General features: G+C 71.4%; 23 protein-coding genes. 8 read left to right on the forward strand and 15 right to left on the reverse strand.

Annotated features, from left to right (window positions below):
* The first annotated feature begins 51 nt into the window (after positions 1–51).
* Complete coding sequence (locus IEX84_RS07280; protein ID WP_188871372.1) at positions 52–684, forward strand: METTL5 family protein; 633 nt, start codon at positions 52–54, stop codon at positions 682–684.
* On the opposite strand, the gene IEX84_RS07285 is transcribed toward IEX84_RS07280, so the two are convergent.
* Positions 675–2,489, reverse strand: coding sequence for a rhomboid family intramembrane serine protease (locus tag IEX84_RS07285; protein WP_188871374.1), 1,815 nt, complete (start codon positions 2,487–2,489; stop codon positions 675–677). The genes IEX84_RS07280 and IEX84_RS07285 overlap by 10 nt on opposite strands.
* Before the next feature lie 112 nt (positions 2,490–2,601).
* Here IEX84_RS07285 and IEX84_RS07290 point away from each other — a divergent pair, with 112 nt between their 5' ends.
* Entirely contained in the window at positions 2,602–2,883 is a 282-nt protein-coding gene (locus IEX84_RS07290; protein WP_188871376.1) for a DNA-directed RNA polymerase subunit L, read from the forward strand.
* Positions 2,884–3,003: 120 nt separating this feature from the next.
* On the opposite strand, the gene hisF is transcribed toward IEX84_RS07290, so the two are convergent.
* On the reverse strand, positions 3,004–3,816 hold the full coding sequence (gene hisF / locus IEX84_RS07295) for an imidazole glycerol phosphate synthase subunit HisF (protein ID WP_188871378.1): 813 nt from the start codon (positions 3,814–3,816) through the stop codon (positions 3,004–3,006).
* Positions 3,817–3,864: 48 nt separating this feature from the next.
* Positions 3,865–4,560: a hypothetical protein gene (locus IEX84_RS07300; protein WP_188871380.1), complete on the reverse strand. Its 696-nt coding sequence runs from the start codon at positions 4,558–4,560 to the stop codon at positions 3,865–3,867.
* 19 nt (positions 4,561–4,579) lie between these two features.
* Here IEX84_RS07300 and IEX84_RS14950 point away from each other — a divergent pair, with 19 nt between their 5' ends.
* A complete protein-coding gene (locus IEX84_RS14950; RefSeq protein WP_456064543.1) occupies positions 4,580–4,783 on the forward strand; it encodes a DUF7550 family protein in 204 nt (67 codons plus the stop codon).
* A gap of 1 nt (position 4,784) precedes the next feature.
* Here the strand turns inward: IEX84_RS14950 and purL are convergent, their stop codons facing one another.
* Positions 4,785–6,926, reverse strand: a complete 2,142-nt coding sequence (gene purL / locus IEX84_RS07305) for a phosphoribosylformylglycinamidine synthase subunit PurL (RefSeq protein WP_188871382.1) — start codon at positions 6,924–6,926, stop codon at positions 4,785–4,787.
* 165 nt (positions 6,927–7,091) lie between these two features.
* Between purL and IEX84_RS07310 the strand changes: the two genes are divergently transcribed.
* Entirely contained in the window at positions 7,092–7,775 is a 684-nt protein-coding gene (locus IEX84_RS07310; protein ID WP_188871385.1) for a PHP domain-containing protein, read from the forward strand.
* Positions 7,776–7,812: 37 nt separating this feature from the next.
* Here IEX84_RS07310 and IEX84_RS07315 read toward each other — a convergent pair whose 3' ends face one another.
* Both IEX84_RS07315 and IEX84_RS07320 read right to left on the reverse strand, forming a co-directional pair.
* Positions 7,813–8,283, reverse strand: a complete 471-nt coding sequence (locus IEX84_RS07315) for an NUDIX hydrolase (RefSeq protein ID WP_188871388.1) — start codon at positions 8,281–8,283, stop codon at positions 7,813–7,815.
* An 88-nt stretch (positions 8,284–8,371) separates the two neighbouring features.
* Positions 8,372–9,358 carry a transcription initiation factor IIB gene (locus IEX84_RS07320; RefSeq protein ID WP_188871390.1) on the reverse strand — a complete coding sequence of 329 codons (987 nt, stop codon included), beginning with the start codon at positions 9,356–9,358 and terminating at the stop codon, positions 8,372–8,374.
* Between the two features lie 167 nt (positions 9,359–9,525).
* Between IEX84_RS07320 and gatC the strand changes: the two genes are divergently transcribed.
* From gatC to IEX84_RS07335, 3 genes are all read left to right on the forward strand, one after another.
* Positions 9,526–9,804, forward strand: coding sequence for an Asp-tRNA(Asn)/Glu-tRNA(Gln) amidotransferase subunit GatC (gatC, locus tag IEX84_RS07325; RefSeq protein WP_188871392.1), 279 nt, complete (start codon positions 9,526–9,528; stop codon positions 9,802–9,804).
* Positions 9,805–11,082: an Asp-tRNA(Asn)/Glu-tRNA(Gln) amidotransferase subunit GatA gene (gene gatA, locus IEX84_RS07330; protein ID WP_188871394.1), complete on the forward strand. Its 1,278-nt coding sequence runs from the start codon at positions 9,805–9,807 to the stop codon at positions 11,080–11,082.
* 285 nt (positions 11,083–11,367) lie between these two features.
* Positions 11,368–13,257, forward strand: a complete 1,890-nt coding sequence (locus IEX84_RS07335) for an SLC13 family permease (protein WP_188871396.1) — start codon at positions 11,368–11,370, stop codon at positions 13,255–13,257.
* Positions 13,258–13,343: 86 nt separating this feature from the next.
* Here the strand turns inward: IEX84_RS07335 and IEX84_RS07340 are convergent, their stop codons facing one another.
* The 6 genes from IEX84_RS07340 to IEX84_RS07365 all read right to left on the reverse strand — a co-directional run bounded on the left by IEX84_RS07340 (position 13,344) and on the right by IEX84_RS07365 (position 18,369).
* On the reverse strand, positions 13,344–13,736 hold the full coding sequence (locus IEX84_RS07340) for a helix-turn-helix transcriptional regulator (RefSeq protein WP_188871398.1): 393 nt from the start codon (positions 13,734–13,736) through the stop codon (positions 13,344–13,346).
* Positions 13,737–13,808: 72 nt separating this feature from the next.
* Positions 13,809–14,510, reverse strand: coding sequence for an NRDE family protein (locus IEX84_RS07345; protein WP_188871401.1), 702 nt, complete (start codon positions 14,508–14,510; stop codon positions 13,809–13,811).
* 26 nt (positions 14,511–14,536) lie between these two features.
* Complete coding sequence (locus IEX84_RS07350; protein WP_188871403.1) at positions 14,537–16,033, reverse strand: class I adenylate-forming enzyme family protein; 1,497 nt, start codon at positions 16,031–16,033, stop codon at positions 14,537–14,539.
* Complete coding sequence (locus IEX84_RS07355; protein WP_188871405.1) at positions 16,034–17,098, reverse strand: mandelate racemase/muconate lactonizing enzyme family protein; 1,065 nt, start codon at positions 17,096–17,098, stop codon at positions 16,034–16,036. It abuts the gene before it with no gap.
* On the reverse strand, positions 17,095–18,024 hold the full coding sequence (locus IEX84_RS07360) for a 1,4-dihydroxy-2-naphthoate polyprenyltransferase (protein WP_188871406.1): 930 nt from the start codon (positions 18,022–18,024) through the stop codon (positions 17,095–17,097). Before IEX84_RS07360 ends, IEX84_RS07355 begins: the two co-directional genes overlap by 4 nt.
* A gap of 45 nt (positions 18,025–18,069) precedes the next feature.
* Positions 18,070–18,369: a DUF5779 family protein gene (locus tag IEX84_RS07365; protein ID WP_188871408.1), complete on the reverse strand. Its 300-nt coding sequence runs from the start codon at positions 18,367–18,369 to the stop codon at positions 18,070–18,072.
* 82 nt (positions 18,370–18,451) lie between these two features.
* Here IEX84_RS07365 and IEX84_RS07370 point away from each other — a divergent pair, with 82 nt between their 5' ends.
* The gene (locus IEX84_RS07370) at positions 18,452–18,601 is read left to right on the forward strand and encodes a DUF7557 family protein (RefSeq protein WP_188871410.1); all 150 of its coding nucleotides are present in this window, start codon (positions 18,452–18,454) and stop codon (positions 18,599–18,601) included.
* A gap of 5 nt (positions 18,602–18,606) precedes the next feature.
* Here IEX84_RS07370 and IEX84_RS07375 read toward each other — a convergent pair whose 3' ends face one another.
* The 3 genes from IEX84_RS07375 to IEX84_RS07385 form a co-directional block, all read right to left on the reverse strand.
* Positions 18,607–19,047, reverse strand: a complete 441-nt coding sequence (locus IEX84_RS07375) for a DUF5799 family protein (protein ID WP_188871412.1) — start codon at positions 19,045–19,047, stop codon at positions 18,607–18,609.
* A 75-nt stretch (positions 19,048–19,122) separates the two neighbouring features.
* On the reverse strand, positions 19,123–19,518 hold the full coding sequence (locus IEX84_RS07380; protein ID WP_188871414.1) for an OsmC family protein: 396 nt from the start codon (positions 19,516–19,518) through the stop codon (positions 19,123–19,125).
* A 197-nt stretch (positions 19,519–19,715) separates the two neighbouring features.
* Positions 19,716–20,114 (reverse strand): CBS domain-containing protein, encoded by a 399-nt coding sequence (locus IEX84_RS07385; protein ID WP_188871416.1) that lies wholly within the window; start codon positions 20,112–20,114, stop codon positions 19,716–19,718.
* Positions 20,115–20,178: the final 64 nt, after the last annotated feature.

Raw genomic sequence — 20,178 nt, forward strand, 5'->3', positions numbered from 1 at the left:
CGCGGGACGGTGGACCGACGCGGCTTTTTGCGTCGGTCACGTCGCGCCCGTATGAAGCGCACCCTCGAACGGCGGCTCGCGGCCGTCGCGGGGTTCGACGACCCGGACGTCGCCCGCGAGCAGTACCCGACCCCCGCGGAGCTCGCGGCCCACGTCCTCCACACCGCGGACCTCCGGGGGGACCTCGATAGCGTCGTGCTCGACCTCGGGACGGGGACGGGGATGCTCGCGCTCGGCGCGGCGTGTCGCTCGCCGGCGCGCGTCGTGGGCCTCGACGTCGACGGTGACGCGCTGGCGACCGCGCGGGAGAACGAGCGCCGCGTCGCCCCCGAGACTCCGGTGTCGTGGGTGCGCGGGGACGCGACGGACCCGCCGCTGACGCGTGCGCGAATCGACGCGAGCGCGGCGACGGTCGTGATGAACCCGCCGTTCGGCGCGCAGCGCGGGAACAGACACGCGGACCGGCGCTTCCTCGCTGCGGCCGCGGCGCTCGCGGACGTCTCGTGGTCCATCCACAACGCGGGGAGCCGCGACTTCGTCGAGTCGTTCGCCGCGGACCGGGGCGGGACGGTGACGGACGCGTTCGCGGCCGAGTTCGACGTCGCGCGGCAGTTCGACTTCCACACGCGCGAGCGCGAGACGCTCGACGTCGAGGTCTACCGGGTCGCCTGGCCCTACGAGTAGGTCTCGCGGGTCGCTACGGTGACGCGCGTCCCGTTGTGCGCGGCGACGAGGTAGTCACCGGCGCGCCCGAAGCCGAGGCCGCCGGCGGTCGCGGTCTCGTTGTCGGCGGGGAGCGGCGTGCGGCCGAGCGTTTCATTCGCGTGGGAGACGACGACGCTGAACCCCTCCGGGGTGGTGGCGACGGTGACGTTCCGGCCGGCGATGACTGGCGAGGCGGCGGCGTCCGGCGAGGTGTAGGCGAGCGAGCGCTCGCCGTCGGGGCCGACGAGGGAGACGCGGTAGACGGGCGAGGCGCCAGTCGGCACCCACCCCGAACGGGTCGCGGCGACGCGCTCGCTCCAGCCGAGGCCGCCGACGCGGACGCTCGCGCGCCCCGAGTACGCGAGCGTGCCGGTCGAGACCGCCTGCGTCCAGATGGCGCGTTCGGGGTTCGAGACGATGAGGCCGCTCGCGTTCACGCTCGTCGACTCGTTCAACAGTTCGATGTCGAACGCCCCGACGCGCTCGTTTCGGACGTCCTCCGCGTACGTGACCGTGTACCCCTCGACGTGGACGGTGTCGGCGCTCGCGTTCGCGTTCGCGGGTCCGCCGGCGTCGGGCGAGACGGCGGCGAGGTTGATCGGGACGGCGACCATGACGGTGACGAGGAGGGGAAAGCAGAGACAGAGGGTGGCGACCTGCCGGCGCGTCAGGCCGGTCTCGACGCGTTCGAGGAGCGGCCGGGAGCGCGCGCGGACGCCCGCGGCGACGAAGAGACCGAGCGCGACGACGAGGAGGACGCCGAGGCCCCGGTAGAGGACGTAGGTCGAGGGACCGCGGTACCACCAGATGGCGTAGAGCGGGACGCTCGCGGCGTAGACGATGGCGGCCCCCCAGAGGCGGAGGGCGCTCGGGCGTTCGTCGCGCGCGGCGACGAGGAGCGCGCCGAGGAGGACGCCGAGGAGGACGCCGACGGCGTGGCCCTGCACGGCGATACCGGCCCACCACGGGCCGCCGTAGGAGGGGCCGGCGGACGCGACGACGACGGGGTCGCGGAGGGCGTAGTAGAACGTGGAGGCGAAGCCGCTGACGGCGCTGGCGACGATGGTCCCCACGGGGTAGCGCGTGAGCGCGAACGCGCCGAAGGCGAAGACGACGCCGGAGAAACCGATTATCGGGCCCCACGCGAGCGCGCTCGTCAGAACCGCGACGACGGCGACGGCGAGGACGAACGCGCCGATCCGGGCGAGGGGGTTCGTCCGCAGCGACCCGAAGGTCGACTCGCCGCGCCGTCGCGGGTAGTGGCTCCACGCGTACTCGGCGAGCGGCGCGTAGACGAGCGTCCCGAGGAGGTTGCCCGTGACGTGCGAGAGGCCGCCGTGGGCGAACGGCGCGGTGAGGACGCCGAGCGGGTAGAGGTACGACCACGACGTGAAGGGAATCGAGAGCGGGGCGTTCGGGTGCGTCCACCCGCCCTGCACGAACAGGTAGAAGCCCGCGACGCCCGCGACGACGACGAGCGTCCCCCACGGGACGCCGAAGAGCAGCCGCGAGCGGAGGCGACGCCCCCACTCGTCGCCGACGCCGTCGAGCGCGCGAACGCAGGCCAGCGAGACGAGCGTGCCGAGCACGACCGCGGGGGCGAGCGCGTCCGTGGGCGGGAGGCCGAACGCGGCCGCACAGCCGAGGCCGACGAGCGGGCCGAGCGGGAGGCCGACCCGGAGCGCCGTCCCCGCGCGGACGCCGCCGAGCGCGACGGCCGCGACGATGAGGAGCCAGCACGCGAGCGCGCCGGCGCCACCGGCGAGGAGGACGGACGAGACCATACGCCACGCTCGCCGCGCGCGCCCTTAAACGCCGGCGGGACGCGGACGTGGGACGTGGACCGCGGACGGGCGCGACCGCAACGTTCAAACGCCGCAGAACCAACTCTGAACTATGGATCTCCGGGTCATCGAGCAGCAGGACACAGAGCTCACCATCGAGATCGCGGGCGAGGACCACACGTTCATGAACGTGCTCAAGGGCGCCCTGCTCGAACTCGACGACGTCGCCGCCGCGACGTACGACCAGAACCCCGAGCAGTCCGGCGGCCAGACCGAACCCGTCCTCACGCTCAAGACCGAGGGCGCGAAGCCGCTCGACTGCCTCGAACAGGGCGCGACGCTCGTCGACGAGCAGATGAACGAGTTCCGCACCGCCTTCGAGAACGCTCGCTGAACCACTCCCGCGGCGAACTTCCCTGTAGATATAGCGCTCCGCTCTCTTTTCGACAGCAATACCGGTGACTTCGAGAAGTATCGGCTCTCCGCAACGGCGACGGAAGGGTAGAGGAGAGAACTACAGGCGAACGGGCACGTCGTGCTCGTCGAGGTACTCCTTGACTTCCTCGATGGTGTACTCCTCAAAGTGGAAGATGGAGGCGGCGAGCGCGGCGTCCGCGCCCGACTCGAAGGCCTCGCGCATGTGCTCGGGTTCGCCACAGCCCGACGAGGCGATGACGGGCGTCGAGACGGCGTCGCAGACGGCGCTCGTGAGCGGGAGGTCGTAGCCGTCCTTCGTGCCGTCGGCGTCGATGGAGTTGACGAAGAGCTCGCCGGCGCCGCGCTCCTCCGCCTCGGCGGCCCACTCGACGACGTCGATGCCGGTGCCCTCGCGGCCGCCCTTCACGGTGCACTCGAACCAGCAGGACTCCCCGTCCACCTGCGCGTAGTGTTCGCCCTGCTCGTCGAAGCGCCGACGGGCGTCGACGCTGATGACGATGCACTGGCTGCCGAAGGCCTTCGCGCCCTCCGTGATGAGCTCGGGGCGTTCGAGCGCGCCCGTGTTGATGGAGACCTTGTCCGCGCCGGCGCGCAGCGTCTCCTTGATGTCGTCGGTGTCGCGGATGCCGCCGCCGACGGTGAGCGGGATGAACACCTCGTCCGCGACGTCCTCGACGACGGAGAGCATCGTCTCGCGGCCGTCCGCGCTCGCCGTGATGTCGAGGAAGACGAACTCGTCCGCGCCCGCCTCGTTGTACTTCTTCGCCAGCTCCACGGGGTCGCCCGTGTATTCGAGGTCCTCGAAGTTCACGCCCGTGTAGACGGCCGCGTCCCCGTTCTCGTCGAGGTCGACGTCGATACAGGGGATGACGCGCTTCGTGAGGGTCATACGCGTGATAGGCAGCCACCCCCTGAAAAGGTGTGCGACTGGGGTGCCCTACTCGTCCGTGAGCGCGACCGCGCGCACGTCGCTCCCCGCGACGCTCGACACCGACCCGTCGCGGAGCGCGAGCGTCACGCCGTAGCTCCACGACGTCGTCGCACCGTCCGCACTCGTCCCCGGGTACACCGACACGCCGGTCGTCGCGCGGTAGTCGCCGTTCGGGAAGCACGACCCGTCACCGTACGTGTAGGCGTCGTACGCGACGCGTAATGACTCGCCGGCGTCGAGCGTCCGCGCGTACGCGATGGTGTCCGTCGAGTAGCTCCCGGTGACGCGCCAGCACCCGTCGGCGCGGCGCTCGGGCGGGAGGTCGCTCGCCGTGTCGTTCCCGATGGCGACTCGTTGGACGTGCTGGCGCGCGTCGTCACTCACCGGGTAGCAGAACAGCGACGCGTCGCCCTCGGTGGCGTCGAGCGTCGTCACCGAGAGCGGCGGTGCGAACCCGAACGTGGCCGTGAACGGGTCACTCCCTTCGTTCGTTAGCGTCGCCGCGAATCGGGGCGGGTGGTCGGCCGTGGCGTCGCGCACGAGGTCGGCCTCGAACGACGCCGCGTCCGGCGGGAGCGTGTCGGGCGTCGTGCTCTCGCTCGTCGTACTCGGGTCGTCGCTGGTCTCCCGGCTACTACAGCCGGTGAGTGTCACGAGGGCCGTCGCGCCCGCACCAGTGAGGAACGCACGTCTGGAGGGCATCCGTCTCAGCGGAGGGACGGTGACGCCATGTGCGTTGTGGAGGCCCCCTTGCGAGTCCGAAAACGGCAAGTGCCGGCCCGCGGAAGGCGAGCGCATGGACACGACACACGAGGGGCGGACGACGTCGCCGATGCAACCGTTCACGACGAAACAGGTGGCCTACGGCGCGGTGGCGTTCGCCGTCGGCGCGATCATCACGTTCGTCCTGCCCTTCCTCGGCTGAGTCACTCCATCGCGTCCGCGATGGTCCCGCGGAACGCGGCGATCTCCTCGTGCCCGTAGTCGAGCGTCTCGCCGCCCACGTCGAGCGTGAGCGTCCCGCTCGCGTCGCTCGCGCCGAGCTCGACGACGTCCGCGACGCCGTCGAAGGCCGCGCGGACCGCGTCGGGGTCGGTCGTCTCGACCACGGCGCGCCCGGGCGCTTCGGAGAAGCACGCTTCGAGCGACGGCACCGAGACGTCCGCGCCGGCGTCGGCAGTGATCGTCTCCGCGAGCGCGACGGCGAGGCCGCCGTCGCTAACGTCGTGGACGGCGCTCACGTGCGCCTCGCCCGCGACGCTGGCGAGCGTCGCCACGACGTCGCCCGCGCTCTCGGACAAGTCGGGGAAGGCGTCGCTCCCGCCGAATTCGGCGAGGAGTTCGGAGCCGCCGAGCGTCGCGTCGTGGCCGCCGACGAGGAGGAGCGTGCCGTCGCCCGCGAGGGCGCTCCCGGGCGCGTCGACGCTGTCGGTCGTGCCGAGGACGGCGAGCGTCGGCGTCGGGGGAATCGGGCCGGCCTCGCTGTCGTTGTAGAGCGAGACGTTGCCGCCGACGACGGGAATCGAGAGGTCCCGACAGCCGTCCGCGAGGCCGTCGACGATGGCCCCGAAGCCGCCGTAGACGTCGGGCTTCTCGGGGTTACCGCCGTTGAGGCAGTCGACGGCGGCGACGGGCTCCGCGCCGACGGCGGCGAGGTTCGTCGCGTTCTCCACGGCGGTCGCGTACGCGCCCAGATAGGGTTCGCAGTCGGTCCAGTTCGGGTTCGCGCCCGCGGCGAGCGCCATGCCGGGCGCGTCGGCGGCCTCGACGTCCGCCGCGTCCGCGAGTTCGTGGAGGGCGAGCACCGCGCCGTCCTCCCCGGGGCGGACGGCGGTGCGCGCGCCGACCTCGTGGTCGTACTGCCGGTAGACCCAGCGCTTCGAGGCGGTGTTCGGGCTGGCGACGACGGCCTCGAAGGCCTCGTCGAGCGCGGGGAGGTCGTAGTCGGTCGGGGGCGTCTCCGGGTCGTCCATCGGGAGGTCGTTGAGCGGCGCGCCGTCCGCAAGGAACTCCGCGGGGGCGTCGACGACGACGTCACCGTCGAACTCGCAGACGTACCGGCCGTCGCCCGTCACCTCGCCGATGTCCGAACAGCCGAGGTCGTACTTCGACGCGAGGTCGGCGATGGCGTCGACGTTCTCGGGGGCGACCTCGTACACCATGCGCTCCTGGGACTCGGCGAGCAGTATCTCGGTCGCGTTCATCCCGGGCTCGCGCTGGTGGACGGCGTTCAGGTCGAGCACGCAGCCGAGGTGGCCCTTGGCGACGAGCTCGGAGGACGCGCCCCCGAGGCCGGCCGCGCCGAGGTCGCGCGCGGACTGCACGAGCCCGGCGTCGATCAGCTCCTCGTTCGCCTCGACGAGACGCTTTTCGGCGTAGGGGTCGCCGACCTGCACCGCGGGGCGGTCCTCGGTCTCGGCGTCCTCCGCGAGGTCCTCGGAGGCGAAGGACGCGCCGCCCAGACCGTCGCGGCCGGTGCTGTTGCCGACGAGCACGAGGCGGTTGCCGGGGCGCTGGGCTTCGGCGGTGACGAGCCGGTCGGGCGAGAGGAGGCCGACGCAGGCGACGTTGACGAGCGGGTTGCCCTCGTAGCCCTCGTGGAAGGCCGTGCTCCCGCCGACGGTGGGGACGCCGATGGCGTTCCCGTAGTGGCTGATGCCCTCGACGACGCCCTCGAGGAGGTAGCGCGAGTGCTCGCGCTCGAAACCGCCGAAGTAGAGGCAGTCGGCGAGCGCGACCGGGTACGCGCCCATCGAGAGCGTGTCGCGGACGATGCCGCCGACGCCGGTCGCCGCGCCGTCGAACGGGTCGACGTACGAGGGGTGGTTGTGGGACTCGACGCCGAACGTGGCGTAGAGCCCGTCGCCCACCTCGACGACCGCGGCGTCGTCGCCGGGGCCGACGACGACGTCCTCGCTCTCCGAGTCGAAGGCGGAGAGCAGCGGCAGCGAGGAGCGATAGGCGCAGTGTTCACTCCAGAGGTTCTCGAACAGCGCGGCCTCGGCGCGCGTCGGGTCGCGACCCAGCTCCCCGACGACGCGCTCGCGGTCCGACTCGGCGAGAGTCATTCATCCCTATGGTTCGTCGGGCCGGATTTATGCGTTTCTATATACACGGTCGTGGGTATCGCGCGGCCGACGGCGTCGCGCGCGGCGGGCGTCGCGGCGGACCGGACCCCCCGTCACGCCCCGCGGACCGGCGCGCTTTTGCCCGCCGGCCGTGAAGCGCCGCGTGTGCTGTCGGTCGAGCTCCACACCCACTCGTCGCACTCCTACGACGGCCGCGACCCCGTCGAGATGCTCTTAGAGCAGGCGGCGGCCGTCGGCCTCGACGCCATCGCCGTCACCGACCACGACGAGTACGAGGCGAGCGCCCGCGCGGCCGAACTCGCCCCCGACTACGGGCTCATCGGTATCCCCGGGATGGAGGTGACGAGCGCCGCCGGCCACGTCCTCGCGCTCGGCATCCGCGAACCCGTCCCCATCGGTCGCCCCTTCACCGAGACGCTCGACGCGATCCGCGACGCCGGCGGCATCGCCGTCGTCCCCCACCCCTTCCAGGGGTCGCGCAGCGGCGTCGCCCCCCACGTTACCGACGCGGAGCTCGCCTCGGCGGACGCCATCGAGGTCTACAACTCCCGGCTCCTCACGGGGCGCGCGAACCGGAAGGCCGAGTCGTTCGCCCGCGAGCGCGGCCTCCCGATGACCGCCGGCTCCGACGCCCACATCGCCGAGATGGTCGGGCAAGCCGTGACGCGCGTCGACGCCGAGCGCGCCGACCTCGACGCGATACTCGACGCGATTCGGGACGGCCGCACGAGCGTCGAGGGCCGCCGGACGCCGTGGCACGTCAGCTTCCGGCAGGCCGCGGGTGGCGCGAAACGCCGCGTGAAAAACCGCCTCCGCGAGTTCTTCTGAGAAGGGGACCTGCGTCCCGCGCGACCCGACGGCCGCGTCAGCGGCCGTCGACGGCCTCGATGGCCTCGATTCCGATGCGCTCGACCTCCTCGCCGACGTCCGCGTCTTCGAGGTCCGCGGGCGTGAACCACTCCCAGTGTTCGGGGTCGCGCTCGTCGCCGTCCGGGTCGATGGCGCGCGAGTCGACCGCCGCGAAGTAGACGAAGTCCACGTGCTGGTGGCCGACCTCGCCGCCCTCGTAGGCGTGGATGTCCTCCAGCAACAGGTGTTCGGGCTGGGGGAGCGAGCGGACGACGCCGGTCTCGATGTCGGGGTCGGCGAGCAGGAGCGTCGGGTCGAGGCCGGTCTCCTCGCGGACCTCGCGCTCGGCGGCGCGGTGCGGGAGTTCGTCGCGCTCGACGTGGCCGCCCGGCGGGAGCCAGAGGCCGAGGCGGTCGTGCTCGTGGAGTGCCGTCGCGCCGTCGGCGACGACGTAGACGGTCGCGGTGTAGTGGTGGGTGGTCTCCATACGACCACGCACCGGCGCGCCGGCCTAACGTCTGTCGGGGCGAGTGGGAACAGACGGTGAAAGACGGAGCGCCCGCTAAAAGGAAGACCTACGCCTCGACGGGGATGTCGTCCTGCGCTTCGAGGAGTTCGTGGTAGCGGTTGCGTATCGTCACTTCGCTGATGTTCGCCACCTCGCTCACCCGGTTCTGCGTGACGCGGTCGTTCGTGAGGAGACCGGCGGCGTAGACGGCGGCGGCGGCGAGGCCGACCGGCGACTTGCCCGAGTAGATTCCCTCGCGCTTCGCGGATTCGAGGAGGTCGCGGGCCTGGCGTTCGACCTCGTCGCCGAGGTCGAGATCGCTGACGAAGCGCGGGACGTAGCTCGTCGGGTCCGCGGGGGCGACTTCGAGGCTGAGTTCGCGGACGACGTAGCGATACGTGCGGGCGATCTCGTCTTTGTCGACGCGGGAGACGTTCGTCACCTCGTCGAGCGAGCGCGGCGTGCTCGCCTGCCGGGCGGCCGCGTAGAGTGCGGCGGTGGCGACGCCCTCGATGGAGCGCCCGGGGAGGAGGTCCTCGTCGAGCGCGCGGCGATAGATGACCGACGCCGTCTCACGGACGTTCTTCGGGAGGCCGAGGGCGCTCGCCATGCGCTCGATCTCGCCGAGCGCCTGCTTGAGGTTCCGCTCCTTCGAGTCCCGCGTGCGGAAGCGCTCGTTCCAGGTGCGCAGGCGCTGCATCTTCTGACGCTGGCGACTCGACAGCGAGTTGCCGTAGGCGTCCTTGTCCTGCCAGCCGATGTTGGTCGAGAGCCCCTTGTCGTGCATCATGTTCGTCGTCGGGGCTCCGACGCGCGATTTCTGGTCCTTCTCCTGGCTGTTGAACGCCCGCCATTCGGGCCCGCGGTCGATCTCGTCCTCGTCGACGACGAGGCCGCAGTCCTCACAGACGGTCTCGCCGTGGGACTCATCGACGACGAGGTTGCCGCCGCACTCCGGACAGACGAGCTCCTCGTCGGCCGCGGATTCCCGCTCCTGTTCCTCCTCCGATTGCGCCGGCCGTCGCTCTCGTCGTCGTGTGCGTGAGTCACTCATAGTGGATATCGAGGTGGTCGCTGGTCCCGCCGCCGGACGGGCCGTGATTCACTAGTGTGTGGTGCGGAGTCGGCATAAGCTTGATGACCGTTCGTGGCCCGTACTGCCGGGACTCGGGGCGTCGCGTCTTCCGAAACCCTTAGACGAACGCGGGACGCAGGGCGACCATGAGCGATTCGACCGTCGACGCCGACGAGGTCCGGCACGTCGCGGACCTCGCCCGCGTGGACCTCGACGACGAGGACGTCGGACGGTACGCCGACCAGTTCGCGGACATCCTCGACCACTTCGAGACCCTGGAGGAGGTCCCGGACGTCGAGGCCGAACCCGAGCTCGTGAACGTCATGCGCCCCGACGAGGTCGAAGAGAGCCTCGACCAGGACGAAGCGCTGGAGAACGCCCCGGAGACGGAGGACGGCTTCTTCAAGGGGCCGAAGGTGTCGTAGATGGCGGACGCACACAACGCCTTCGTCACCGAGGAGACCATCGAGGGCGCGGATTCGGGGCCGCTCGCGGGCGCGACGGTCGCCGTCAAGGACAACATCTCGACGGAGGGCGTCCGCACCACCTGCGGCTCGGAGATGCTCGCGGAGTACGTGCCGCCCTACGACGCGACGGTCGTCTCGCGGCTGACGGACGCGGGCGCGACCATCGTCGGCAAGACGAACATGGACGAGTTCGGGATGGGGACGACGACCGAGACGTCCGCGTTCGGCGCGACGACGAACCCCGTCGACGAGGAGCGCGTCCCCGGCGGCTCCTCGGGCGGGAGCGCCGCGGCCGTCGCCGCGGGCGACGCCGACTACGCGCTCGGGAGCGACACCGGGGGGTCCGTCCGCTGTCCCGCCGCCTTCTGCGGCGTCGTCGGCATCAAGCCCACCTACGGCCTCGTTTCGAGGTACGGCCTCGTCGCGTACGCGAACAGCCTCGAACAGATCGGCCCGCTCGCCCCGACCGTCGAGGGCGCGGCCGAACTCCTCGACGTCATCGCCGGCCCGGACGAGCACGACGCGACGACGCGCGACGCGGGCGCGGGGAGCGACTACGCGGCCGCCGCGAACGGCGACGTCGACGGCCTCACCGTCGGCGTCCCGACCGAGCTCGTCGAGGGCGCGGACGACGAGGTCCGGGCGGTCTTCGAGGACGCCCTCGACGCCTACCGCGACGCCGGGGCCGAAATCGAGGAGGTCAGTCTCCCCTCCGTCGAGTACGGCGTCGCCGCCTACTACGTCATCGCCATGTCCGAGGCCTCCTCGAACCTCGCGCGCTTCGACGGCGTGCGCTACGGCGAGTCCGGCGGCTTCGAGGGCAACTGGAACGAGTCGTTCGCCGAGACGCGCGCCGAGAACCTCGGCGACGAGGTGAAACGCCGCATCCTCCTCGGGACGTACGCCCTCTCCGCGGGCTACCACGACAAGTACTACAAGCAGGCCCAGGAGGCCCGCGCGTGGGTCCGCCAGGACTTCGAGGGCGCGTTCGAGGACGTCGACGTCCTCGCCACGCCGACGATGCCCGTCCTCCCGCCGAAGCTCGGCGAGAGCGTCGACGACCCCCTCCAGATGTACCTCATGGACGCCAACACCGTCCCCGTGAACCTCGCCAACCTCCCCGCCATCAGCGTCCCCGCCGGCGAGTCCAGTGAGGGCCTCCCGGTCGGCCTCCAGCTCGTCGGCCCGACGTTCGGCGAGGAGACGATCATCGACGCGGCGGCGCTGCTGGGCTAGAGTCTCGACCGCTCGACGACGTCGAGCGGGGTTTTTCAGGCGTGTTTTTGCACCGAGTGGTTGCCTCCGGCAACCCGAGGTGGAAAAAGATGCATCATCGACGCGGCGGCGCTGCTGGGCTAGAGTCTCGACCGCTCGACGACGTCGAGCGGGGTTTTTCAGGCGTGTTTGTGCGCCGAGCGGCCGCTTCCGGCAACCCGAGGTGGAAAAAGATGCGTAAGCGCGGCATAACGTACGCAGAGGCTACCCGGAACCGCTTTGAGGGAGGGAGACGACTACCGGCGTATGGCGATTACGCCCCTCTTAGCGCAAGCCGGGTCCGTGCCGCCGGTCACGACGGAGATGCTCGTCGTGTTCGGCGTCGTCCTGCTCGCGCTCTTCCTCTTCGTCACCGAACTCCTCCCCATCGACGTGACGGCGATCCTCGTGATGGTGCTCCTGACCGTCCTCCCGTGGACGGAGGTGTCCGTCGCCGAAGGCATCTCGGGATTCTCCAGCACGGCGACCATCGCGGTGTTGGCGATGCTCATCCTCTCGACGGGCGTCAACCGCACGGGCGTCGTCCAGATCATCGGGCGGAAGATGGCGGCGTTCGCGGGCGACAGCCAGCCCAAGCAGCTCGCGGCGACCATCGGCGTCGCGGGCCCCGTCTCCGGGTTCATCAACAACACGCCGGTCGTCGCCATCCTCGTGCCCGTCATCTCCGACCTCGCGCACACGGGCAAGACCTCGCCGTCGAAGCTCCTCCTCCCGCTCTCCTACGCCTCGATGTTCGGCGGGATGCTCACGCTCATCGGGACGTCGACGAACCTCCTGGCCTCCAGCGTCGCCGAGCGACTCATCGGTCGGGGGTTCTCGATGTTCACGTTCACCGGCCTCGGGCTCGTCGTCCTCGTCGCCGGGACGGCCTACCTGATGACGGTCGGTCAGCGGCTCATTCCGGAGCGCGTCCCCGCCCGCGAGGACTACATGGACGAGTACGAACTGCAGGACTACGTGACGGAGGTCGTCGTCCGCGACGACGCGCCCGTCGCGGGCAAGACCGTCCAGGACGCCATCGACGAGGCGCGCTTCGACGCGGACATCCTCCAAATCGTCCGGGACGGCGAGACCTACTTCGAGGGGATCGCCAGCAAGCGCATCCGTTCGGGCGACATCCTCACGATCCGCACGGACCGCGAGACGCTGGCGAGCCTCCGCGAGCTCGACGGCCTCGACCTCGTCGGGACGCCGCCGACGGACGAGGAACTGGAAGCCGACGCGGACGCCCAGACGCTCGTCGAAATCGTCATCCAGTCCGGCTCCAGCCTGCTCGGCGAGACGCTCACCACCTCCTCGTTCCGCCAGCGCTACGACGCGAGCGTGCTTGCGTTCCGCTCGGGCGGGGAGACGATTCGCTCGCGCCTCGACGACGTCGAACTCCGCGTGGGCGACACGCTCCTCGTGCAGGCCCCCACGGACAGCATCGACCGGCTCTCGACGAACTCGGACTTCATCGTCGCCCACGAGTCCGAGACGCCGAACTACCGAACGGAGAAGATTCCGTGGGCCGTCGCCATCGTCCTCGGCGTCGTCGGCCTCGTCGGCGTCCCGTGGGGGGCGCTCGCGGCCGTCACGGGCGTCGAGGCGCTCGCCGCGCTCGACTTCAGCATCGTGCAGACGGCGCTCGCGGGCGTCGTCGCCATGGCCGTCACGGGCGTCATCAAGCCCGGCGAGATGTACGAGGGCGTCGACTGGAGCGTCATCTTCCTCCTCGCGGGCGTCATCCCGCTCGGCATCGCGCTCGAACAGACGGGCGCGGCGACGTTCCTCGGCTCACTCGTCGGCCTCACCGGGCAGTTCCTCCCCGTCATCGGCGTCCTCTGGGTGTTCTACATCGTGACGGGGCTCGTGACGAACGTCATCTCGAACAACGCGAGCGTCGTGTTGATGATTCCCGTCGCGGTCGAGACGGCCCACGAGGTCGGCGGGAGCCCGTTCGCGTTCATCCTCGCGGTCACGTTCGCGGCCTCGACGGCGTTCATGACGCCCGTCGGCTACCAGACGAACCTCTTCGTCTACGGCCCCGGCGGCTACAAGTTCTCGGACTACGCCCGCGTCGGCGGGCCGCTCCAGTTGCTCCTCTCCGTCGTGACGACGGTGGGCATCGCGTTCTTCTGGGGGCTCACGCCCTGAGGTGAGGAGGACAGCGCGGCGTCGGCACGCGACGTCACTCGGCGGCGAAAAAATCGAACGAAGCGGGTCGCGTTCGGACGGCTATCTCACTCCTCGGGCGGCGCGCCCGCCTCCTCCTCGGGGATTACGGGGTCCTCGTAGACGAGGTTCATGATCCACTGGGAGAAGGCGTCGCCGCGGGCGTCGACCTCCTCCTCGCCGACGAACGGCGAGAGCATGTCGCCGGCCATCAAGAGCGAGAAGTCGAGTTCCTCGTCCTTGATGATCGGCGTGATGAGGTAGGTCGTGTTGCCGGCGTGGACGGCGTCCTCGCGCTCGACGTACCCCTTCTCCTCCAGTTTCTTTGCGATTCGACTCCCCTTACGCGAGGAGACGTCGAGTGCCTTCCAGAACTCGCTCTGGTAAATCTTCCCCTGCTCGCGGACCAGTTCGAGGGCGCGCGCCTCGTCCTCGGAGAGGTCCTCTGCCTCGGCGCTCATACTCCAATACGCCGGCCGCGAACGGTTTAAATGTGACCGTCCGCTCGCGGGTCGCCGGTGTCGGCCCGCACGCTACGGGCGCTCGAAGCCGCCGACGCGACGGTACGGCGTGCGACACGGCGGGCCGTCGGCGAACTCGTAGCGGACGCCGTCGCCGACGGTGAGTACGGTGGACGACCGCGTCCCGTAGCCGTGACCGTGGAGGCACGCGCCGACGTCGCCGTCCGCGAGGACGCGCTTCGCCCGCCCGCGGAACCCCGCGGCGCTCCGGGGGCGGCGGCGCGTGAGGGCGTCGCGGACCCGCGTGCGCCGGTCGGCGGCGTCGGGCGCCCCGGTCGTCGTGACGACCGTGACGCCCGGCGTGAGCGTCTCGACGCGGAGGTCGCCGTCCCAGCGGAGAAGGAACGCGATGTCGGCGTCCGCGAGCACGAGGTTGAAGCCCGCGTAGTCGCGCTCGGCGACCTCGCGTTCGACGAGGTCGCGCGCGTCCGTCGGATCGCCGGCGCGGAGGGCGTCGGCGACGAGTAGCCCGCGCGAGCGCCCCGAGTCGAGGTCGCTCCAGCGGTTCGTGATTCCGACGTAGAAGCCGTCGTCGGTGACGCCGGTCCAGGTGCCGCCGGCCTTCTCGTCGCGCGGGGCGAGCACGCGGGGATCGGTGTCGTCGTCCCACACGCGGGGCGGCGTCGCGGGGCGGTCGGTCGCTTCGTCGCGGTTCGCGGCGACGATCACGGGGGCGTCGTCGTAGACGCGCCACGCGACGGCGAGCGTGCACACGACCGGGAGATATGCCGCCGACCGGCTTAAAGATCGTCGGCCGCGGCGCGGGCGCGCTCGCGCGCCACCGCGCGATCCACCGTCCCGGAAGCCGTCCGCGGGAGGTCGTCGACGAAGGCGACCGTGCGGGGCTGTGCGAAGCCCGCGAGTCGGCCCTCCCAGTGCGTTTCGAGGGCGTCGCGGTCGAGGGCCACGCCGTCCTCGGGGACGACGAGCGCGGTGACGCGCTCCCCCCACTCGGGGTCGTCGACGCCGACGACGGCGACGTCGCGGACGGCGGGGTGCGAGCGTATCACCGCGGCGACCCGACCGGGATCGACGTTCTCGCCGCCCGTGATGATCCGATCCGAGCGGCGGTTGAGAACGTAGAGCCGGCCCGCGTCGTCGCGGTAGCCGACGTCGCCCGTCCGGAGGCCGTGGGGTCCGAAGGCCTCGGCGTTCGCCGCGGGCGCGTCGTAGTAGCCGGGCGTGATTGTCGGACCGGACACGCAGAGTTCGCCCGTTTCGCCGGTCGGGACGGGGTCGCCCGCCTCGTCGACGACCGTCACCGTCGTCCCGAAGAGCGGCCGGCCGACCGTCTCGGGGTTCGAGTACGCCGCCGCGGGGCGCGCGGTGGCGATCTGCGAGGTCGCCTCCGTCATGCCGTAGGAGGGGTGGATGGGGACGCCCGCGTCCTCGCAGGCCGCGACGAGGTCGGGCGGCGTCGGCGCGCCCCCACAGAGGACGAAGCGCAGTGAGTCGGGGAGCTCGGCGTCCGCGCGGAGGAGCCGGTCGAGCATCGTCGGGACGACGGAGACGCCCGTGCAGTCGTGCTCGGCGAGCGCGCGCGCCGTCTCCTCGGCGTCGAAGCCGCGCTGGAGGACGCACGTGGTCCCGTAGAGCGCGCAGCGCAGGGGGATGGAGAGCCCGCCCATGTGGTACATCGAGAGACAGCAGAGCCAGCGGTCGTCGGGGAGGACGCCGAGGGTGAACGCGCTCGCGCCCGCCGCGGCGACGACGTTCCCGAACGTCAACCGCACGGGCTTCGGGTCGCCCGTCGTCCCCGACGTGTAGAGAAGCGCGAGGTCGTCCTCCGGGGTCCACTCGGCCGGCGCGACGTCTTCGGGGTCTCGCTCGCCGAGGACACGGACGCCCGAGTCGGTCGGTTCGTCGACGGAGACCACGGGGACGGCTCCGGCCGCGGTGAGGGCGTCGGCCTCCGTGTCAGCCTCGCAGGCGAGCAGGACGAGGTCCGCGCGCTCGCGTTGCGTCTCCAGCTCCGTCGGCGAGAGGCGCGCGTTCAGGGGGACGAGCGTCGCGCCGAGGCGCTGGACGGCGAAGACGAGGCGAACGAACGCCGGCCGGGTCTCCAGCAGGACGCCGACGTGGTCGTCGCGCGTCACGCCGAGCGCGGCAAGTCGGCCCGCCGTCCGCTCGACCGCCGCGTCGAGGGCCGCGTACGTCCACTCGCGCCCGCTGGCGTCGTCGACGAGCGCGGCGTCGCCGGGGGACGCCCGCGCCCGCGTGGCGAGGAGGTCGCGCATCTACTCGTCGTGAGGCCCGGCGACGCCATTTCCCTTTCCCTGTGGGACGACGATCCGTCCATCGCGCACCGGGGCGGGGTCGGGGGCGTGGTCGCGGGCGAGCGCGTCGCCCGTCGCCAGCCCGCACGCGGGGAGCGGGGCGAGCGCCGCCGCCGCGTGGACCGCCGCCGTCCGCGCGTACACGCCGTCGAACGTCGTCGTCACGACGGGCTCGACGCCCGCTCGGCGCGCCCGCCGGCCCGCCGCGACCGTCCGGTCCACGCCGCCGAGCGCCATCGGCTTCAGGACGACGACGTCCGCCGCGTCGGCCGACAGGACTGCGTCGAGGCCGACCGCGGCGACCGACTCGTCGAGCGCGATGGGTGCACGTCCGCGGAGCGCCGCGTGGGCGTCGAGCGACGGCGCGGCGAGCGGCTGTTCGGCGTACGCGACGTCCGCGCTGGCATCGAAGGCGTCGAGCGCGCGCCGCGCGTCGTCCGGCGTCCACGCGCCGTTCGCGTCGACGCGCAACGCGACGTCCGGGGCGGCCTCGCGGGCCGCCGCGACCCGGGCGGCGTCCGCGTCGAGCGAGCGCGCGCCGACTTTCAGCTTCACCGCCTCGAAGCCCGCCGAGACGGCTTCACGGACGCGGTCGGCCGTCGTCGCCGGGTCGGCGTCGCCGACAGTCGCGTTCACGGGGAGTCGTTCGACGCGCTCGTCGGGGGCGCTCGTCGTCGTCTCCTCGGCGACGTCGCCGGACCCGCCGCCGGCGAGGTACCGATAGAGGGGGACGCCGCAGGCGCGCGCCGCCGCGTCGGCGAACGCGAGCGAGACGGCGTGACGGGCCGCGGGCGCGCCCTCGCAGGCCGCGAGCGCGTCGGCGTCCGAACCGGCGTCGCCGGCGCGTTCGAGCGCCGCCCGACAGTCGTCGTGCGACTCCGTCCACCCGGGGAGCGGCGTCGCCTCGCCGACCCCGGTCGCGCCGTCGCGTTCGACGGTGACGAGGAAGCCGCGACGCTCCGTCATCGTGCCCCGCGCGGTGTCGAGCGGCTCGGCGAGCGGGAGGGCGACGGGCTCGACTCTCACAGCGCGACTCCGACGGCGAACAGCACCGAGTAGAGTGCGAGCGTCTGGCCGGTGCGGGTGAGCGCCGGGTCGAGGTGGTCGGCGTCGTCGTACCGGCAGACCGTGCGGGCGACGGGGACGGCGAGCGCGAGGGAGAGCCACGGGAGGAGGACGGCGTAGCCGAAGCCGTTCGCCACGAACCAGAGCGGAACGAGGTAGGCGACGGCGAGGAGGCCCGTGTACTCGACGCGGCTCCACGTGTAGCCGATGTAGACCGCGAGGGTGTACTTGCCCGTCTCGCGGTCCGTCTCCATGTCGCGGAGGTTGTTCACGACGAGGATGGCGGTGGAGATGCAGGCGACGCCGACGCTGGCGACGAACGCCGCGGTCGGGAGCGTGCCCGGCGGCGGCGCGAGCGGGAACGCGGGGGCGTACGCCGCGGCCTGCACGTAGACGGTGCCGACGACGGCGATCACGCCGAAGAACAGGAAGACGAAGACGTCGCCGAGGCCGTGGTAGCCGAAGGGGAATGGGCCGCCCGTGTATGCGATGCCGGCGGCGATGCTGGCGAGGCCGACGACGACGATGGGGAGGCCGCCGATGTAGACGAGGTAGCACCCGACGACCGTCGCGGCGAGGAAGGTGAGGTACATCGCGCGTTTGACCTCCGCGGCCTCGATGAGGCCGGACTGGGTGACGCGGGTGAACCCCTCGCGGTCCTCGGTGTCCGCGCCGTTGACCGCGTCGTAGTAGTCGTTGGCGAAGTTCGCGCCGATCTGGATGAGCAGCGCGCCGACGAGCGCCGCGAGCGCCGGCAGCGCCGCGAAGACGCCGAGCGCGTACGCGACGCCGACGCCGACCACGACGGGCGAAATTCCCGCCGGGAGGGTGTGCGGGCGCGCCGCCATCAGCCACGCGCGCCGCCGCGAGACCGCTTCGTCACTCATGGATACGGGTTCGGACGGGAGCGTGAAAGCGACTGCGGATGCGGCTTACAGCCGCGAGGTGTCGAGCGAGACGCCGGGCGGCGTGGCGACGAGGAACCCCCGGAAGTGCATCAGGGTCGCGCCCGCCTCCTTCGCGGGGCCCGCGAACCCTGCCGCGAGGTCGTTGAGGTCGCCGTCGACGGCGAGGACGAGCACGCGCCCGGCTTCGAGCGCCGCCAGCCACTCCGCGTCGGGGGTCTCGCCGTCGAGGACGCCGAGGACGACGTCGTCCGCCCCGCCCTCGACGTCCCACTCCTCGATCTGGTCCTCCGCGTTCCGCAGGTCGAGTCCGAAGCCGTCGCTCATACGGCTACTGTCGCGGCCAGTCACGTCAAAGCTTCGCGGCGGAGCCCGTCTATTTATCCCCCTCGCCCACGTCGGTCGGTGTATGCCGAAAGTGCATCTCGACGAGGAGACCATCGAGCGCCTCGATGGCCTCCGCACCGAGGACGAATCGTACGACGAGATCGTGAGCGAACTCATCGACATCTACGAGGCCGAGGAGCTCACGATGTTCCACGGCGGCGACGTCGAGTAACCCCGTTACTCCTCGTCAGCGGCGACGCGACAGGCTTCCGACCACCGACCGTTCTCTTCGAGGCGCTCCTGGAGGAGCGTCGCGTACTCGCGGACCAGTTCTTCGGCCTCCTCGTAGCGCTCGTCCTCGCCGCCGCCGAAGCCGAGGGCGCGCTTGACGCCGCCGAGGAATCCCTCGCCGGAGGACGTGCTTCCGCTGCCCCCCGCGCCCATCGACGCCATCTGTTTCTCGACGTTGTCGATCTCGGGCATCACCTGCGGGAGTTTCCCGGTGTCGACCGTGAGGCGCGCGTCCTCCGGGTCTTCGGGGTTCTCGATACGGAAATTCACGGCTGTCATAATGAGACCCCACTGCTGGCGTGAGAACGAGGACGCCTCGACTTGCTCGCCGAACTCGTCGTCGACGCTCATCCGCTCGCCGACGACGCGGTCCTTCCAATCTGCCATACCTCCCGATACGACCGTGGGTGGTTTGTCTCTTGCCCTGCGGGGAGATACGCCCGCCGCCGTCCCGGCCGTCCCTCAGACGGCGTCCGTCTCGACGGAGACGTCCGCGCGGAGGTCCTCGCGGAGCGCCGCGCCGACGTGACTCGCGTCGAGGGCGTTCTCGGCGACGTCGGTCGCGGCCGCCGCGTCGAGGGCGGCCTCGACGGCGACGTCGAACCGGATCGCCTCGATGACGCCGTCCGCGCGGTCGGCCTCGGCCTCGATGCGCACCTCTCCGAGGTCGTCGTGGCCCGCGTCCGCGGCGACGACGCGGAGCGCGGAGACGTAGCAGGCGGCGTAGTCGGCGAGGAGGACGGCGCTCGGGTTCGGCCCGGCGTCGTCGTCCGCGTCCGTCGTGAGGCGGAAGTCGCCGACGCGGGAGGACGCGACGTGCCCCTCGTTCGAGACGGTCGTGGTTTCGAGGTCGGCCATCGTGTCGGCCGGACGCGCGCCCGCGGCCTAAGCGTTGTCCCCGTCCGAACGTGTCGTCGGTGTCCCGCTCACTCACTCACTCATCGCTGTCCCGCTCATCCGCGCGAGACACGCGCCGTCCACGCGCGAACGGCGACGGCGCTCGACGTCGGCGACGGAACCGGGAGAAACGGGCCGTTGCGACCGCCGCGAGTGGGTTATTCGTACTCTTCGAGCGTCGTGACGTACGACGTGAGGTCCGTCGTGGTGGCGATGCCGATGATGTGGTCGTCGTCGGTCACGACGGGGATGTGGTGAATCTGGTGTTCGAGGAGCTTCTTCGCGACGTCGGTCACGACGTCCTGGGCGACCGCGGTCACGACGTCGGTCGTCATGAAGTCCGCGACCGTGGACTCGTCCTTCGGCTGGCGCTCCGCGACGATTCGGACGAAGTCGGTGGTCGTCAGGATTCCCGCGAGGCGTCCCTCCTCGTCGACGACGACGACGGAGCCGATACCCTGATCGAGCATCACCTGGGCGGCCTCCTCGACGGAGGTCTCGGGCGTGACGGTCGTCGCACCGGCCGTCATCACACGTGCGATGAAGACGTCTTCCATGTATCGACCATCGGACGCCCGCGAGTTAAGTGCTGTCGAACCGCGTCGGGTCGCGCGCCGAGTC

It is taken from the genome of Halarchaeum rubridurum, assembly GCF_014647115.1.
Taxonomy (GTDB): domain Archaea; phylum Halobacteriota; class Halobacteria; order Halobacteriales; family Halobacteriaceae; genus Halarchaeum; species Halarchaeum rubridurum.

What these genes read in the sequence shown, in the direction of transcription:
- IEX84_RS07335 (WP_188871396.1), top strand. Translation starts at nt 11,368, where the DNA reads ATGGCGATTACGCCCCTCTTAGCGCAAGCCGGGTCCGTGCCGCCGGTC.
- IEX84_RS07365 (WP_188871408.1), bottom strand. Translation starts at nt 18,369, where the DNA reads ATGAGCGACGGCTTCGGACTCGACCTGCGGAACGCGGAGGACCAGATC.
- IEX84_RS07320 (WP_188871390.1), bottom strand. Translation starts at nt 9,358, where the DNA reads ATGAGTGACTCACGCACACGACGACGAGAGCGACGGCCGGCGCAATCG.
- IEX84_RS07280 (WP_188871372.1), top strand. Translation starts at nt 52, where the DNA reads ATGAAGCGCACCCTCGAACGGCGGCTCGCGGCCGTCGCGGGGTTCGAC.
- IEX84_RS07350 (WP_188871403.1), bottom strand. Translation starts at nt 16,033, where the DNA reads ATGCGCGACCTCCTCGCCACGCGGGCGCGGGCGTCCCCCGGCGACGCC.
- gatA (WP_188871394.1), top strand. Translation starts at nt 9,805, where the DNA reads ATGGCGGACGCACACAACGCCTTCGTCACCGAGGAGACCATCGAGGGC.
- gatC (WP_188871392.1), top strand. Translation starts at nt 9,526, where the DNA reads ATGAGCGATTCGACCGTCGACGCCGACGAGGTCCGGCACGTCGCGGAC.
- IEX84_RS07360 (WP_188871406.1), bottom strand. Translation starts at nt 18,024, where the DNA reads ATGAGTGACGAAGCGGTCTCGCGGCGGCGCGCGTGGCTGATGGCGGCG.
- IEX84_RS07315 (WP_188871388.1), bottom strand. Translation starts at nt 8,283, where the DNA reads ATGGAGACCACCCACCACTACACCGCGACCGTCTACGTCGTCGCCGAC.
- IEX84_RS07285 (WP_188871374.1), bottom strand. Translation starts at nt 2,489, where the DNA reads ATGGTCTCGTCCGTCCTCCTCGCCGGTGGCGCCGGCGCGCTCGCGTGC.
- IEX84_RS07340 (WP_188871398.1), bottom strand. Translation starts at nt 13,736, where the DNA reads ATGAGCGCCGAGGCAGAGGACCTCTCCGAGGACGAGGCGCGCGCCCTC.
- IEX84_RS07380 (WP_188871414.1), bottom strand. Translation starts at nt 19,518, where the DNA reads ATGGCCGACCTCGAAACCACGACCGTCTCGAACGAGGGGCACGTCGCG.
- IEX84_RS07375 (WP_188871412.1), bottom strand. Translation starts at nt 19,047, where the DNA reads ATGGCAGATTGGAAGGACCGCGTCGTCGGCGAGCGGATGAGCGTCGAC.
- IEX84_RS07290 (WP_188871376.1), top strand. Translation starts at nt 2,602, where the DNA reads ATGGATCTCCGGGTCATCGAGCAGCAGGACACAGAGCTCACCATCGAG.
- IEX84_RS07300 (WP_188871380.1), bottom strand. Translation starts at nt 4,560, where the DNA reads ATGCCCTCCAGACGTGCGTTCCTCACTGGTGCGGGCGCGACGGCCCTC.
- purL (WP_188871382.1), bottom strand. Translation starts at nt 6,926, where the DNA reads ATGACTCTCGCCGAGTCGGACCGCGAGCGCGTCGTCGGGGAGCTGGGT.
- IEX84_RS07370 (WP_188871410.1), top strand. Translation starts at nt 18,452, where the DNA reads ATGCCGAAAGTGCATCTCGACGAGGAGACCATCGAGCGCCTCGATGGC.
- IEX84_RS07385 (WP_188871416.1), bottom strand. Translation starts at nt 20,114, where the DNA reads ATGGAAGACGTCTTCATCGCACGTGTGATGACGGCCGGTGCGACGACC.
- hisF (WP_188871378.1), bottom strand. Translation starts at nt 3,816, where the DNA reads ATGACCCTCACGAAGCGCGTCATCCCCTGTATCGACGTCGACCTCGAC.